Here is a 14,874-nt window from a genome sequence, read left to right on the forward strand (position 1 = left end):
GTATTACCTTTACAAACAAATAGATGCTGGTTGGACAAGTGGCTGGGGGCAGTTGGAACGATACATGAATGCTGGACATGAAATCGGTCATATACTCGGCTTAAATCATTTTGAGAATGCACCGGCACACTCTGGCGACCATTGGATGAAATCAGGTAAATATAAACTGACTTCACCTACTGCTACTGATTTGGCTCATGAAAGAAAAAATGGGGGTGGTAAGCATGAAGAAAATTATAGTATTGACAACCGTTGCTTCTTTAGCAATTGGGCTAGGGTATTATCATATTCAAATAGCTCTACTGTAGAGAGCAAAAACGATAGTGCTGCAATAAGTAAAAATATTGATTCAATTGCTAAGAAATTTGCTCCATCTGTAGTGCGTACAGATAAAATCGAAGCCAACCATGCAATTTTCACAAACGCAGATGATGCAGAATCTCAATAAGACGCTGTAGTTAGAGTTATTGCAACTGGTGAAAGCAAAAATGTCATTGAAAATTTCGAGTGGGGGCCTTCAGGCAGAACAGAAACTAAGGTGAAAGTAACCCAAGTATATAAGGATTCTACAAAACAGGAGATCGATTCAGAGCTTGTAACATTTGAACCTTCCTATGTGATCGAAGATAAAGAGGGTAGCATTAGAATGAATTATGAAGATTACACACCAATGCAAGAAGGTAATGAAATATTTTATTTCTAGTGTGGAATCCAAAAATTGGCGGATATTGGGTTAATTCTCTGGAACAAGGTAAGTTTGAGGTATCTGGAACTGATATAGAGGAAAAAACAATGCAAGCTACCCTGTCTAAGCACTACATGCTACACGCGTAGGTTCTTTATTAGGTGATTGGAAATGAAATATAAAAAGGAGGAAGTAACCCGCGAAGGAGCGGAGGGCAGTGCTTAGTCTTTCATGAACAAAATAGGTTTTTGTGGTATTATATGTAATTATGGGTTGTGAAATAAATGGATTATTTGAAAAGAAAATGGGGGAATCAAAATATGGAACGTAAAATTCAACTAATGGAAACCTACGTAAATATCGACTTTGGAAACTCACCCTTTTTAAAATTAGATAAAGGGTTGCAAATTCCATACTCTTCAATCAAAGGAATAACAACTGGTAGACCGATACCAAATGCTTTTAAACTATATGGTGCTTTATTAGGAGAAATGAGAAATGGGTTATTTAGATCAAATGGTGGTTATCAACTACACTTTTTTGAAAATGAGCTTAAAACTCTTCATTTAGATTTGAATAACTTTAAAGTTGGTAAGTTCGAAATATCAAAGTTGATCATTGGTGTTGATAATCCTGAAGAAATAAGTGAAAATATTTCCGAAAGAGTGAAGTGATAATTTGTTGACGCTGGTCATACCCAGCGTTTTTTCACTAAAAAAGATGGAACAATTCAAATGCAAATTTGTCGAAGGACAAGAACTTGTACCGATTACCGGAATGGACAAGAACATATTCCGATAACCGATTAGACGCATATCTAACTATTAAACAAATGTAGATTAGACTTTCTTAGTATCAAAATACATAATAAAAATGTCACGCTAGAGATAAAGTACTTAATTTCAAGAATTGCGATTGGAATAAACAGAAACCTAGAATTTATCGGATATTATGGAAGGGGAGACAGTGAATGTACAGTTATGAAGAAGAGTTAACATGTGTTGTCGAGGGATAAGAACATAGTCCCATTAAAGTCGCTATTTTAGCGGCTTTTTTATTTTATCGGTACAAGTTCGTGTCCCGAGCCAAGGACAAGAACTTGTACCGATTTCCGATTATAAAAGCATTTAGCTAAATTCTTTTGTTCTCTAAGTCATTTAGCTAACGGGTAGTTCAGGTTAATAAATTCCATTTTATCTAGGTCAGTGAATAGATCTATAATATTATAATTAAAAATGATGAGGAGTAATTTTAATGAAAATTATTGCTGCAACTAATTCGCACACTATGAATATATTAAGAAACATGACCATCATATCATAGAAAACTTAATATTACCGAAGATTAGGGGGAATGAGATCTATATTAAATCTATATTCTACAGGATGAAGAGCATAGTATCATTGGCTGGATTCGGCACAGCTTTTTTGGGACAACACACCTTTTATGAATATGATTTGGATTGATGATACATATCGAAATAAAGGATTAGGTAAGAAAGCAGTTCTTTTCTGGGAAGATGAAATGAAGAAGCCTTACTAAGGGGATAATATAACGAATAGAAACACAATGGGAGATAAAAGGGCTTTATAAGAAGTTTGAGTTATTTGCTTACTCTTTACATGTTAAAGGTGAAGAAAGACTGATGAAACATCGCTTAAACACTCTATATTTGGTAAAGGGAATGAAGACAGAACTGAAATGAGTCGATGAGATATTTATAAGTAAACTTAAGTGTATATTTTTGAAGGAGAACTACAGATGGATTTATTGATGTCGCTATTTAAAATAGCGGCTTTTTTTATTAAGGAGACTAAGCGTGTATGCAATCAGAGTTGGAAGTTCGGTTCAACGATATCGTTACTCGGGCGAAGCCCGTGGTGATTTTGCAGCAAGGATGATCGCCGTATTTCGCCCAGACGGAACACTGTTGGTGGAAGGACAATTCGCGGATCAGGCGAACAAGCAGTTGGAGATTTGTCGAGGAAAAGGAACTTGTAATGATTACCGGAATGGACAAGAACATAGTAGCCAATTTTCTACTAGATACATATCTAATTAATTCATATAAAAAGTTAGGTTTTATTATACCCATGGGATAAAATACCTATTTATAAACTATTGTACATGGTAAAATATTCTTACTACTGCCAGGTTTTTTGATATTTAGGATTTGTTAGACCTATGTAAAAAAAAGATCCCGGGAAGTGATAGTGAGAAGAAGTACATATGGAAAGCAGAGGGAGTTAGATCATGAAGAAACTGTTATTAACAGTAATAGCAAGTATGTTGACTGTAAGCTTAATAGGTTCGGGAAACGAAGCAGTTGCAGCCGCAAGCACTCCGAAGCAAGTAGAGGTATTGCTGAATACCGTTAAAATGAAGTTTCCAGATGCGAAGCCATTCCAGGATGGCCAAGGTAGTGTCATGGTTCCGATCCGCTTTGTATCTGAAGCACTGGGTGCAAAGGTGACGTACTCCAAGGAAGGAAAAGTTTCCAAGGTTGGGATGGTCAGCAAAGACCATAAGGTAGATATGACGATCGGGCAGACTTCAGCCCTCTTTGATGGGCAGAAGAAGGACTATGGCACGCAAATCATTCTGAAGCAAAACCGGACTTTCGTTCCCTTACGTCTAGTGAGTGAAGGGCTTGGCCAAAAGGTTGAGTGGGACAAGATTGGTCGTTGGGTCTGGATCGGGAACAAAGACTTCCGGAGTACAGATGATAAGGCATTTAAGTTAACCCAAGTTAAGTGATTTTAAAGCATATACACAAAGCACGGAATATTTTAAAAATTTGGAGAAAGAAACTTACCCTGGCGTGAAGATTATCAAAGAGAGTGATTTACCGATTCAACTAGGGAATAGTCAAGTGGTGTACAGCATTAATTTGGTAAAAGGTCCTGGACGTAGCGGCGATGTGGTACAGATTAGGAGTAGTGTCAGAGGAAATCCCATAACGTTCCTAGTGAAAAATAGTTTCGCAAAGGGGCGTTCGGTGCTAGATGCAGCTTTTATAAATAATGGTGATAAAACAGGAATGAATAACTATCCAGTAGTAAGTAGCTTGGATCTCTTCCAATATGGAAATTTCGTAGAGAATTATGATTACACGAAGTTCAAGCTTTCTTCGGCAGATTATATTCTTTTGAGGGATGGCGATTTGGACAATTACGCTGTGGCCATCATCAATCCATTCAAGTAAGTGAAATGATTGGATGAAAAAGACTATCAGTTTGAAACTGACAAGTCGTTAGCAAGTTTCGTAAAAATGGGAAGACGAGGGGAGAAACACCATGAACGCAAGCAAACGCAGCAAAAACAACAGGCCGAATCGGGGGATCGGCCGGAGATCGGGGCGCAGGTGGGCAACCTGTCTGCTCGCCGCGGTCCTGGCCATTACGGTCGTCGTACCGGCTTATCCGGCAGAACGCGCATCCGCGGCATCGGCTACGACGGCGTCGCAGGGAGGGTTCACGCAGGATCAACTCGACGGATTGGCTTATCTGAACGAGATTCGGGCGAAGGTAGGCGTAGGCCCGTTGGAGCTGGATGCGAGATTGACGCAGGCGTCGCAGGCGCACGCAGCTTATTACAATACCACCCGCTTCGAAGGATTGTCAGCGCATCGGGAGGAGCCCGGTACGGCAGGCTTTACAGGAGCGACGGCCGGAGACCGGGGCAAAGCAGCCGGATGGCCAAACATTTCGGTCGCTGAAGTCATGTCTTTTGAAAAAGAAACGACAAGGGAAGCGATTGATTCCTGGCTAAGCACCGCTTATCATCGCAAGATTATATTGGACGGCCAGTATACATCGGTCGGCATCGGGTTGCAAGGTGGTACCGCGGTCATGAACCCGGCTTACGTGAAAATCCAGAAGAAAGACCCGGAAGCCAAAGTGTATCCGTATGACGGCATGAAAGGAGCCGACATTGGATTCTATGGATTGGAAATTCCAAATCCGCTTGACCGCTTCGGTGTTGAACACTCAGGTGGCATCATCTCGGCTACGGCTGGTCTCGCCATCGATTCGTTCGAAGCGAGCATCGTGGACTCGCAAAGGCAAGAAGTTCCGTACTACAGCGAACTGCAAGGCGATACGGTGTTTTTGTTTCCGAAGGAAGTGCTAGACGGGTACAGTGTCTATACGGTGAAGCTCGATTATACGCTGTATAAAGAGTCGCAGCTTCGCACCAAGACCTGGTCGTTCACGACTGGCAAAGGGCGCGCGATACAGGGCTTATCCACACAGTACGACGAATTCATGCTGAATCCGGGAAGCAAGCTGCCGATCGAGATCGTGGCCTCTTACGGCGACGGCACATATGGAACCCCGAAAACGCCGATTGCCTACTCCAGCAGTTCCCCTGCGGGTCTGAAAGTTTCGGCAGACGGCATGCTCGAAGGGGTTAAGCCCGGCAGTTACAAGGTGACGTTCAGCTCCGGGGCAGTGCGTGGCACGGTGCCGGTACGAGTATTCGAGCGTCTCAAGAGTAAGAGCTATCCAGCAACGGATCCGGCCAAGGTCAAAGATATCGCTGGACGCTCCGATCAAGTAGCGATCGAGTGGGCGCTTCGTTCGGGCGTCGCCGGAGCGGATACAAACGGCAAATTCCACCCGGAAGATTCCGTGAGCGAAGCACAGTTCCTTATCATGCTGCTGCGCACCTATAAAGTAGATGACGAATCATATGCTTCCAAAAAGAAGAAGCACTGGGCGGAAGGCGCCTACAACGTGGCGACGGTCCGCAACCTGTTGTTGTTTAGTTCTAGTCCTGGCAAAGGCGACTTTAAGGACAAGCCAATTAACCGCTATCGCGCGGCTGGCCTGATCGCGTCGGCGGACGGCGTGAATTTTGATTTTTCGAATGCGGTGAACTACGTGCTGGCTCATGATTATATGCGCGGAACCAAAGGCAACCAGAGCTGGATGTTCGGTTCCAACGATATCGTTACTCGGGCACAGGCAGCGGTGATCTTGATGCAATTGCAGTCCCGCATGAAGTATTTGGTCGGCGCACCTAAAGCGATCACATCCGAGAAGAAGCTACCTGAACGGCTGTTTCCGGAAGTGTATAACAAACCAGTGCTTGGCAACAAGATGTTGATTGCCGAATTCCGCGCGGACGGTACGCTGCTGGTGGAGGGACGATTCGCGGAGCAGGCGAACAAGAAGCTGGAGATCCATATTAATCAACACCAGAATAATGGGCGAAGCGGGAAGGTACTAGATAAAATTCCAGTGCAGACCGATTCCTCGGGGCGATTCTCTATTTCGTCCACAGGTACGTATGGAGATGCTATCCTGGATGTGAACCTAAGAACGGAAGAAGTCATCTATTACATCGGGGTCAAAAGAGGCACAATGAACGCGTCCGAGTATTCAAGCTAAGAAAAAAAAGTCCCCACGAACGCGTTCGCAAACTCAACATCAAAACACGAAGAAGCCTCCGACCTGGTTCGGAGGCTTCTTCGTGTCGAGAAAGCTTTCAGCGAAGTTGAACCGCAGGACAAGAACTTGTACCGATTACCAGAATGGACAAGAACATCGTCCGATTTCCGATTAGATGAATACCTAAACAAAAGACGATGTAGTTAAAACCCCAAGTACAGAAGGTGCTCGGTGCTTTTCGTACGCTGGAGGCGGAAGAGTCGTCTCTGAACGTCGTTTGGGATGAGAAATTGCAGGAGATTTCTATCCGCGTTATGGGATTGATTCAACTGGAAGTGCTGGAGCAGCTTGTTAGAGAGCGGTTTGGCTTTGCTATCCTCTTTTGGACAACCGCAAATTTTGTATAAGGAAACGATTAAATCGGCTGTGAAAGGGTACGGCCACTTCGAGAAATTAAGTGCATCTGTTGATTGAATCGAGAGAGAGGGGGAGCGGCATCACGTTCGATAGCAGATGTCATGCCGATGATCTGAATGTGTCGAGAGACAATGTCAGTGTCGAGAGACAAGAACATTGTACCATTGCCGAAAAGGACAAGAACTTTGTGCCATTTCGGATTAGGTAGTCATCTAAATAGTATCATGATGGAGATCATGTGGCGAGTAAAAAGCACATGAATTTAAGAATTCGCGTGATTATCGATTTTTTTGTATCAGGAAATAGTTTTTTTCGGTAAAAGTTGAGGACTAGTTCATCATTGAAACGATTAAGAGCTTGGCACCAATGTTGATAAGAATCTTTATCTGTTTCATTGAGCAGCAAACGGGCAGATAAACATGATAGCAACATCGATATTATGATCGTATAAAATAAATGTGATTTCAAAAAACAGATATAAGGAAAGACTTCGTGCTGAAGCTATAAAAGAATATTACGAGCTAAGCGTCTTACCGCAACAGTTTCTAGATATGGATATCGCGCAAGTGAATTTGGTTCCGGCGATACAGCGGGAATATGGATCTTAAAGAGATCTCGCGGTAACTTATTGAAGATACTCACGAGAGGATCGTTGAGTTAGGAATGCACCAGATTTTAAACTTTCCAAAGAAACGTTTATACATTTGACATACGGGCAAAATCGAACTAAGCAACGAGAAATAACTGAGCGATTAAACACTTCTCAGCCTTATGTTAGCATCACCCGAACAGGGCGAAGAAGAACGGTGAAAGACATCACCGTACTTAAATTTGGCGATGTCTTTCATCCGATTCAGCTACACAAACTTCAAAATCTACTGTTTGAATTTTTTCGTTTTTCTGCCGGCAGTATGGCCTCGATTACGTCCCAATGCTCAGCGATCTTTCCATCCTCTACACGGAACAAATCGTAGAAAGCAGTATGTTGACCATCAAATAGACCTTCACTTACTGTAAGAACTAAATTACCTTGTCCGATTACTTGATGGACCTGAGTATATTCAAACTCAATATTCTTCTCCTTCAGAGCTTGCAAAGCAGCGTGAAGACCGGAAAGACCGTCTGCAATATGCGGACTATGCTGAATGTAGTTATCTCCATCAAAGTAAGAAGCAAGCAGGTCAGGGTTCTTCCCGAGCAAGATGTTCTCAACATAGCTTTTGACAAATGCTTTGTTGGCATCCGTCTTGTCGATATCCTTAATCGTAATCGGTCCGTCAATCATCGTATGTTTGCTTGGTGTCTTCTCCACCATCTCTTGCATATTGTCCCAATGTTCAACGATTAGTCCATTCTCAAAACGGAAGATATCATATACGATTTTAGGGCCGTGAAAATCATATACAGAATGAAGAGCAACATAATTTCCGTCGACTAAAATTCGCTTTATGCTTACCTTAGTACCAATCTCCTTTAAATGATCAAGTGCGCCAAGCATGGCTTCACGACCATCGAGTAAGGCCTGATTGTGCTGAATATATTGATCTGGATGAACGTAAGCCGTAATCGCTTCGGGGTTGCCGCTCTCAAAGCTTTCCAGTACGGCGACTGCCTTACGAACAAGCTCATTTTGATGGTTGGATGTCATTGAAATATCCTCCTTGGATTTTTTTAGTCATTAGATAAATAATGAACAATATGTTGTTTATCTATCTGATGCTCATTATAATAGAGGTTATTAGAAGGCTCAATATTCAATATTTTTAGTTTTGAAGTATAACAAACAACTCATAAAACTTTGTCGCATAACGACCTAAAAATAAATTTAGGGGGAACGAAAACAATGAACAAGAAAACCGACCTAAGAATACTGCGCACGAAACAATCGATTCGAAAAGCGTTTTATGAGCTTATTCGGGAAAAGGGATATGAAGCGATAACGATCCAGGATATTGCCGACCGGGCTATGATCAATCGAAACACTTTTTATCTCCACTACCAAAATAAACCTGATTTATTAGATACATGTATGAATGAATTGTTGAGCGAATTAAAGGATGCGGTCGTTCTTTGTCCCATCAGCATGAATCCTTTCAGTATTTCTCTACTCGAAACCGTCATGCAAACTGTACTGAAACATATTTCCGTAAATATGACCTTTTATCATTCCATGTTAATTGAAGAGAATAGAATCTATCAGTTTCAAGCGAAAATGGAGAATATCATTAAAGATAAATTAATGGAGGGGAGGAAACCTGCTCAGGGAAACTCCCCATTAGCAATATCCAAGGAATTGCTGCTCGAATACCTCGGATCGTCTTTCATGGGGATTGTAATTTGGTGGATTAAAAACGATAAGCCCCTTCCTGCAGATGAAGTTTCATCTCAGTTTAGTAGAATCGTTGCATACGGGCATTTAAGAGCTGCCGGCATCGCCGTCGAGGAATAAAATTAGCGAGAGTAGAGGGAGCACAGGCACTAATAAAGGGCGTAAACGAAAAGCCAACGACGATTTGGTTGGTCATGCTGTCTCAGCCGACCACCCCGATATTGAAATCAAGAACAATTACTGGATACCGTCTAAGCGTTGTTGAATAACGCTTGAGCGGTATTTTCATATTCATGGAGAACATTGCGTTTTTTTAGACGGTTACGAATATCAATAAAATCAAAAGGATGCCAATACGTTAATTTCGCGTTTGGCATCCTTTGTTTTTTACTTGATAGTAGGCTTATTGCATCATGGTATTTTTGTTAAAATGAGAACTACTCATTTCAATAAGAGTATTATTATTAACCCATGTTAGCGTGCCAGCATGATTATTTCTAAATGGGCTATAATGGTTGAAACGGTTAAGAACTTGGTCAATGTTAATGAGAATCTTTATCTGTTTAACTAAGCTAACTGGCAAGTTAGCGTAACAATGGTAAACGTTATAATCTATATAAAATGACCTTAACCACTTAAACATATGATGAGAGGTTAAACGCTGGCGGCTAGGTATTAAAGAATAACAATTTGGGACTGAAAATAGCTGTTGTAGATCGTAGAACTAACGGTTAAAAATTTGGTTTTCCTTGATGGAGGTACTACGAGTCAGATCTTTGGAAGAGCAAGTGAATTAGACTTAGAGTTGTGCAGTACGGAGTAAAGCTCTATACAACGAACCATAATGGATAGAAAATTTTATATTCCCATTGCATTTTCTATGGTTAGATAAACAAGAGTAAAAAATTATGTACTGATTTTTTACCGATTAAATAGTTGTTAAGGTTGTCAATAAACAATGTAACGCAATCAGGAAACTATAGCGTAACAAAAAAATGGAGGATTCTGCGGGCGGCTGTTGCTCCATTTTTTGTTAAACTAAAGGGCAGTAATCTTGAAATAAAGGCAAGGTAAATGTTCCATCCCACGCTTGATGCATAATAATATCCAAAAATATTAAAAAGAATACAGTTGGGAGGTAGAGATTTTGCAAGATTTACAAGGGAAAATTGTTCTCATTACGGGAGCCAGTTCTGGAATTGGTCGGGCGACGGCGCAATTAATGGCTTCTAGAGGGGCAAACGTTGTCATCAACTACAATACAAACAAAAAGGGAGCAACTGAAACAGTTACTGCGATTCGAGAATTGGGTGGTGAATGTATAGCTGTCCAAGCAGATGTTACTAAGAAAGACCAAGTTGAGGTAATGGTTCAAGAGGTTGTTTCGATTTATGGAGCCGTTCATGTATTGGTAAATAACGCTGGTGGAGGCATTAAACAGAGCACATTCATGGATATGACCGAGGAACTTTGGGACGATACCTATGCGTTGAATGTAAAAAGTATCCTCCTATGTTCACAGGCGGTATTAAAAGACATGCTTTCACGAAAAAGTGGTAAAATTATTAATCTTTCTTCGGCAGCGGCTCGTATTGGAGGTTCGGGCGAAAGTATCCACTACGCCTCAACAAAAGGTGCAGTAAACACGATGACAGTTGGAATGTCTAGGGAGTTTATTGAATATGGGATTATTGTAAATGGAGTCGCCCCCGGAATTGTTGAAACACCATTTCATGATAAGTTTGCCCCTGAAGATAACCGCCTCGAACGATTAGTAGCATCCGTCCCAATGAAACGTGCTGCAACTCCACTGGAAATAGCAGAAGTCATCTGCTTCCTCGCATCAGATGTAGCAAATTATATTTTGGGGGAAACCATTACCGTAAGTGGTGGTAGATGAGTGAAAAGAACTTGTACCGATTGCCGGAATTGACAAGAACATAGTCCGATTGCCGATTAGATGCATATCTAATCATTACTTTACTCATCAATTCATTAAACTAACGGGCAGTTTAGCGCAACAAACTTTATTGAAACAGTGTCTTATATAGGGTGGGTGAAATAAACATCACCCGGTGCTTCATGAAACCTTCGATATACTTGTCGAGTATTTTAAGATGCCTGTTATAAAAGAACTCTCCGTCCACACCGAATTTGTTCAGCCTCTTCAATCATATCTGTAAAACGTTATAATCAAGCTGGGCGAAACAAAACGGCCATTCGTACGTCTAAAGTTAGAAGAGAATGCCTAACAAATATTTCCTGTGAAATGGAGGCTTACATTTTGCATACCAATATAATGATAAAAACTATTATAATAAAAAACCGCCGGACAATATTCCTTGCTGCTGCCATCATGTCTTTGTCAACGAATCTTCCGGCTTCTGCGGCAGAGACTGCCTATGCGGCAGGACAAGCCTCTTCACCAGCTGTGGGAGTTACAAGCATTTCCTTGGCTTCGTCAGCGGTACCTTATGGATTGGAGGCAACGACTTTAAGCGTCGACGGAAAGAAGCTGGAAGTACTGGCTTACCATGCTGATAAAACCCTTATGGTCCAATTGGTGCCTGTTGCCAAAGCCATGGGATACACAGTTGATTATAATGCGAAGACCGGTGATCTCACGCTAAAGAAGCTGCGGCGTGTAATCAAGATGGCTCATAATTACAGCGAATACAACCTAAACGGCATGACTTCATCCGCCAAAACCCCCTTTATCCGCGGCAATTCAACATATCTTCCGCTGCGCCAGCTTGCTGACCTGTCCGGATACACGATTGTCCAGCTGGGCAGGGCTGAGTATAAGCTGACGGCACGTCCCGAAAATGATGTAACCATTTCTGCCTCTGAGGAACTGTCGGTTGCTACGGAGCCGTATTCTTTTTCGTTCCACTATCCGGTCTTGTCCGGATATGCCAACAAGGAAGCAATGGATAATATTAATCAGTTTCTGAAAGAGACAGCAGAGAAGTGGAAAACAGAAGCGGAGCAGGTGCTGTCTGAGGCCTGGGCGGTTCACACTAATAAAGACCGGATTATTGATTACGCCCATATGTATCCTTATGGTTTTCAGGCGCAGTGGAAGGTTGCCTACAATCAGGAAGGTCTGCTCAGCCTTTATGCCGATACCTATCAATATATGGGCGGCACAGAACCAGACCGGCTGCTCCGCCACAGCTGGACTTTTGATCTGAACACCGGACAACCGCTCATGCTGCTCGAGGCCTCCGGCAATTTACCGGATTATGCTACAAAGATTAATCAGTATGTGAATCTGAAAATTGCATCCGGAGAAGTGAACAGCACCCCGCCGGCACAATTTCCGGGGATAGAAACGGCTGGTACAGGCTGGTATGTCCAAGACGGAAAGATCATAGTGTATGTTCAGCCGGAGCCGATTGCTTTTCTCAAAAATGAAATATTTGAAATTTCGGTGCCAATCTCCAGAATTACTGGTGCGGAACAATAAGCTTCCTGATCACTGCTTCATCAAAAAAGCTGTCTTAGTCTCCGGGCGTAAGTGGTATTATCCCTTTAAGTAGACACTTAATCGCAGGGAAGAGAAGTAAAGAAATTAGTGTTTCTCATTGGAAGGAAATTGAGAATATGAGGGATCATTCGTTTCCAGATGTCGATTTCAAACAACTTTGATGAGAAAAGCTCATCTAGCAGCATTGAATACTATCATTTGCAAAACAGAGAACCGTTGTTGCCTAACAAATGCAATTGCCCGAATCAACTTGAAACCGCTAAACAAGATATTCAATCAATGATATCGTATACACCACAAAAAGTTGCCATGCTGAACATGAGTAATCCAAGTGATGAATATAAGATCCTTCAAAAAACAGTCGAGAGATATGTAAAAAAATTGAGTTTTTGAAAACCGTTAATCTGAAAAGATTAACGGTTTTTTTTATGTTTAACCCGGACCGGTTAAAATGAGAAGGAAAAGAGGAACGAAAACGGTAATAGGTACAAGTTCTTTTAACCTAAGGTGATAATGAGCATTAAGATGCTGATAAAAAACATCTAGAGATTGTTACAAAATCAAATTTTTGTATCCGTTAAACTGGAAGACTGATTGTTTATTTGTTAGCCATAAACCCGGGTAGTACAATGTTCTTGTCAACAAGAGAGAGAGAGACAAAATAAATGAACATAAGTACCAAAGCATAACTTAACAGAATACACAGTAAACCCTTATCTCACTGGAGGCGTGGGTATGATGTTTACTATCTTGAATTATGCTATCCCTGGATCTGACATCATTGCAGCTCCATTTGATATGGTTATGAATAATATTAAAGTTCAAAAAGGTACAGACACTTCAGGAGGAACAGGGACTATACAATCTGTTAAGTTTAAGTTGCCTGATTCGGACAAGTCTTCTCTACCAAATAGCATTAGCTATAAAGAAGCAGACTATAAAACTAAGGGAGTTGGGAAAGAAAAGGGTGTGACAGCTTCTTTCTCATATGATATGTTTAGCAGCAGTAAGAGAGTTATTGTGACCCCCCAAACAAAAATAAAATACTCCATACATCCTGTTCCTTTTGGAGGTTCATACTTTCCAACAATTTATGCTTCAAGTAATACAGCTTACTTTAATCACACTATAAATTAAATATATTTGATTGGATGTAGAAATGAGAAAAAACTCCTATAAACTCGTTCTGATTGCATCCATTTTTCTGAATGTATTGCTCGTTATTCTCGCGTATAACAATCATTTAAACAAACAACGTGATTATGCATCTGGAGATCCTTCAGCCTATAGAACCTTTATTCATGGTTTGACTTATTTTAGTGAATCGATAGGTACTTTAAAAGCTGAAAATTCTAAATCTGAAAATACGAATATTCTTATTAATGCAAAAGAGCGGTTAAACCTTGCAATGAATTCTTATATTAAATTTGAGAATTCTATGGCTTCAACGCATCTCGAATCCTCAATCCTTGATGACAAAGTGGCGATGGTTAATGAATCCATGTTTAAGGCACTTTCTTCGTATGTACGAGGAGAATATGATTTACAACAAATCAATCAATTCAAAAAGCAGGTGGATGAACTGCTGAATAACCTGCCTAAATCTTATGATACAAAGATGAAAGAAGAATTTATAAAAACCATTAATAATCTTTCTTATTAAGTCAGAACATGAGAGCTTATGTAAAGACCGTTTTTCAAGATTTTCTTGGGAAACGGTCTTTACAGCTTTTTTAAGAGCAAATTTTGATAATAAAAACTCATGTCCTTAGCCGATGATGATCAAGAAGGTGGGGCATAATGATGTCGAGGGACGAACAGAGAACAAAAACTAGTTGGTGTAGGATGACAATTGCATTACATATTTAACTCAATTTTTTGTGAGATGTTTGAAAATAAGTGTACTTCCATACTTCAAAGTACTTTTGTGTAAACGTAAACGTAAACTAATGTTTTTCATTTAGATAATTATTTACCTATCTGTATATTATTTCTCTCCTCAGCATTTAAAGGAAAAGAGAAAGCCGACAAATTAATTCTCGGCTTTAGGATGTGAATATTCTTTTCCGTCAATTGAAACAGTATATGGTTTATTGTTCATGACATCTGTCAACAACTCCAACATTTTTAATGAATATCTTGGAACTCCATTCATACTGACATGATAATCATTATTAGTAGCTTTCAAATCAATGCCGATCTGTCTTCTAACTTTTTGGATCAGTGAAAATCCAAAGTACCAAGTCTGCTGTCTAGTGTATCTTCGCTCAGTCGGTTTAAGCCGTTGACTAAGTTCAGTCGGTGTCATTGGCCACTGAGCTGCCAATTGATTTGGATCTGTAATATGAGCAAAAGTGACCAATGTTCTTTCAACAGGCTCCTCAGCAGATTGTTCTGCTACTCATGAATTGTGTTCGATCAGCCAATCCTCGCAAACTAGCGATATCAACTTCAAGATTGGTTATTGTGTCACTTTTAACTACATTGTATACAGTAGTGATTATACTTCATACATTATAAAAGAGGTCAACATCTAAAAATGCATAACATTAAAGTCAGC

At 40.7% G+C, this 14,874-nt stretch carries 13 protein-coding genes and 1 pseudogene; 12 read left to right on the top strand and 2 right to left on the bottom strand.

Going from position 1 to position 14,874, the window contains the following annotated elements:
• The 7 genes and pseudogenes from A6049_RS06150 to A6049_RS32500 form a co-directional block, all read left to right on the top strand.
• A partial coding sequence (locus A6049_RS06150) for a hypothetical protein (protein ID WP_205411992.1) occupies positions 1–448 on the top strand: 448 nt, incomplete at its 5' end.
• Positions 449–1,005: 557 nt separating this feature from the next.
• Complete coding sequence (locus tag A6049_RS06155; RefSeq protein WP_063563786.1) at positions 1,006–1,359, top strand: hypothetical protein; 354 nt, start codon at positions 1,006–1,008, stop codon at positions 1,357–1,359.
• Between the two features lie 1,145 nt (positions 1,360–2,504).
• Positions 2,505–2,747 (top strand): hypothetical protein, encoded by a 243-nt coding sequence (locus A6049_RS06160; protein ID WP_063563787.1) that lies wholly within the window; start codon positions 2,505–2,507, stop codon positions 2,745–2,747.
• Positions 2,748–2,938: 191 nt separating this feature from the next.
• Positions 2,939–3,442 (top strand): stalk domain-containing protein, encoded by a 504-nt coding sequence (locus A6049_RS33920; protein WP_240321322.1) that lies wholly within the window; start codon positions 2,939–2,941, stop codon positions 3,440–3,442.
• Positions 3,443–3,482: 40 nt separating this feature from the next.
• The gene (locus A6049_RS33925) at positions 3,483–3,890 is read left to right on the top strand and encodes a hypothetical protein (protein ID WP_240321323.1); all 408 of its coding nucleotides are present in this window, start codon (positions 3,483–3,485) and stop codon (positions 3,888–3,890) included.
• Positions 3,891–3,981: 91 nt separating this feature from the next.
• Positions 3,982–6,078 (top strand): CAP domain-containing protein, encoded by a 2,097-nt coding sequence (locus A6049_RS06170; RefSeq protein ID WP_063563788.1) that lies wholly within the window; start codon positions 3,982–3,984, stop codon positions 6,076–6,078.
• A 215-nt stretch (positions 6,079–6,293) separates the two neighbouring features.
• Positions 6,294–6,652 (top strand): annotated as a pseudogene (locus tag A6049_RS32500) (elongation factor G); the annotation flags it as partial.
• A gap of 711 nt (positions 6,653–7,363) precedes the next feature.
• On the opposite strand, the gene A6049_RS06180 reads toward A6049_RS32500, so the two are convergent.
• Positions 7,364–8,143: a nuclear transport factor 2 family protein gene (locus A6049_RS06180; RefSeq protein WP_063563790.1), complete on the bottom strand. Its 780-nt coding sequence runs from the start codon at positions 8,141–8,143 to the stop codon at positions 7,364–7,366.
• 195 nt (positions 8,144–8,338) lie between these two features.
• Here A6049_RS06180 and A6049_RS06185 point away from each other — a divergent pair, with 195 nt between their 5' ends.
• The 5 genes from A6049_RS06185 (at position 8,339) to A6049_RS06210 (ending at position 13,977) form a co-directional block, all read left to right on the top strand.
• On the top strand, positions 8,339–8,944 hold the full coding sequence (locus A6049_RS06185) for a TetR/AcrR family transcriptional regulator (protein ID WP_063563791.1): 606 nt from the start codon (positions 8,339–8,341) through the stop codon (positions 8,942–8,944).
• A 1,027-nt stretch (positions 8,945–9,971) separates the two neighbouring features.
• Complete coding sequence (locus A6049_RS06190) at positions 9,972–10,724, top strand: SDR family NAD(P)-dependent oxidoreductase (RefSeq protein ID WP_063563792.1); 753 nt, start codon at positions 9,972–9,974, stop codon at positions 10,722–10,724.
• 456 nt (positions 10,725–11,180) lie between these two features.
• Positions 11,181–12,293 carry a PdaC/SigV domain-containing protein gene (locus tag A6049_RS06195; RefSeq protein ID WP_161490557.1) on the top strand — a complete coding sequence of 371 codons (1,113 nt, stop codon included), beginning with the start codon at positions 11,181–11,183 and terminating at the stop codon, positions 12,291–12,293.
• Positions 12,294–13,049: 756 nt separating this feature from the next.
• Entirely contained in the window at positions 13,050–13,451 is a 402-nt protein-coding gene (locus A6049_RS06205; protein WP_063563795.1) for a hypothetical protein, read from the top strand.
• 22 nt (positions 13,452–13,473) lie between these two features.
• Positions 13,474–13,977 carry a hypothetical protein gene (locus A6049_RS06210; protein WP_063563796.1) on the top strand — a complete coding sequence of 168 codons (504 nt, stop codon included), beginning with the start codon at positions 13,474–13,476 and terminating at the stop codon, positions 13,975–13,977.
• 369 nt (positions 13,978–14,346) lie between these two features.
• On the opposite strand, the gene A6049_RS06215 is transcribed toward A6049_RS06210, so the two are convergent.
• Positions 14,347–14,676: a hypothetical protein gene (locus A6049_RS06215; protein ID WP_063563797.1), complete on the bottom strand. Its 330-nt coding sequence runs from the start codon at positions 14,674–14,676 to the stop codon at positions 14,347–14,349.
• Between the last annotated feature and the right edge of the window lie 198 nt (positions 14,677–14,874).

Origin of the sequence: Paenibacillus sp. O199, from assembly GCF_001636635.1 — a bacterium.
GTDB classification, from domain to species: Bacteria; Bacillota; Bacilli; order Paenibacillales; family Paenibacillaceae; genus Paenibacillus; species Paenibacillus marchantiae.

Excerpts from the sequence above, each read along its gene's own strand:
- A6049_RS06155 (WP_063563786.1), top strand. The coding sequence starts at position 1,006 with ATGGAACGTAAAATTCAACTAATGGAAACCTACGTAAATATCGACTTT.
- A6049_RS33920 (WP_240321322.1), top strand. The coding sequence starts at position 2,939 with ATGAAGAAACTGTTATTAACAGTAATAGCAAGTATGTTGACTGTAAGC.
- A6049_RS06170 (WP_063563788.1), top strand. The coding sequence starts at position 3,982 with ATGAACGCAAGCAAACGCAGCAAAAACAACAGGCCGAATCGGGGGATC.
- A6049_RS06180 (WP_063563790.1), bottom strand. The coding sequence starts at position 8,143 with ATGACATCCAACCATCAAAATGAGCTTGTTCGTAAGGCAGTCGCCGTA.
- A6049_RS06185 (WP_063563791.1), top strand. The coding sequence starts at position 8,339 with ATGAACAAGAAAACCGACCTAAGAATACTGCGCACGAAACAATCGATT.
- A6049_RS06195 (WP_161490557.1), top strand. The coding sequence starts at position 11,181 with ATGTCTTTGTCAACGAATCTTCCGGCTTCTGCGGCAGAGACTGCCTAT.
- A6049_RS06205 (WP_063563795.1), top strand. The coding sequence starts at position 13,050 with ATGATGTTTACTATCTTGAATTATGCTATCCCTGGATCTGACATCATT.
- A6049_RS06210 (WP_063563796.1), top strand. The coding sequence starts at position 13,474 with ATGAGAAAAAACTCCTATAAACTCGTTCTGATTGCATCCATTTTTCTG.